This window comes from Burkholderia sp. YHN3-13 (genome assembly GCF_055810675.1).
In genome coordinates this window covers 1-585 of the sequence record NZ_JBVVNQ010000099.1, presented here as the reverse complement: position 1 = coordinate 585, position 585 = coordinate 1, and the positions used below count along the sequence as shown (strand labels likewise).

The 585-nt window shown below is 66.8% G+C and carries 1 protein-coding gene; it reads right to left on the bottom strand.

Translation table 11 applies throughout. From position 1 onward, the window contains the following. Positions 1–410, bottom strand: a 410-nt coding sequence (locus AC0KUR_RS38090) for a sigma factor (protein ID WP_473377417.1), incomplete at its 3' end; no start/stop codon positions are given. Positions 411–585 lie beyond the last annotated feature (175 nt).

Here is a 585-nt window from a genome sequence, read left to right as displayed (position 1 = left end):
CGATTGCGTGCGAGCGTCATCAGCCATGTCATCGCCGTGCCGCGTCCGGCGTCGAATGAATCGGCGCGACGCCACGCCGTCGTGAACACGTCCTGAAGCAGGTCTTCCGCTTCGTGGCGGTCGCGGATCATCCGGACGATCACGCCGTACAGCCGCGCCGCCGTCGATCGATACAGCTGCGCGAACGCGTGCTCGTCGCCGGCGGCGACGCGAGACAGCAATTGGTCGAGTTCCGCATGCGCGTCGGGTGCTTCGTCGGGCTGAACGACCGCATCGGCGGTGAATTCCGTTCTGCCGCCCGGGCGCGACCTCCCGCGGGACGCGTCCCGGCGTTGCTGCCTGCCTGAATGCGGCTTCGTCGATCGACCCTTGCCGGACGACGGGCGGAGCGAATCTTGCGAGCAGTTCATCGGGAACTCCGTATGGCTTTGCGCTTCGCGCTGTTGCGCGCCCGAGGTGACGAGCGGGCGCGGCTCATGGCCGGGCACGGTGCCATCGCATTCGTCGCGAATGCCTGTCGCGCGCATTACGCATTCTTTCCGGACAACAAGGCGAGAAACTCTCGGCGAAGCGATGCGTCCGCGA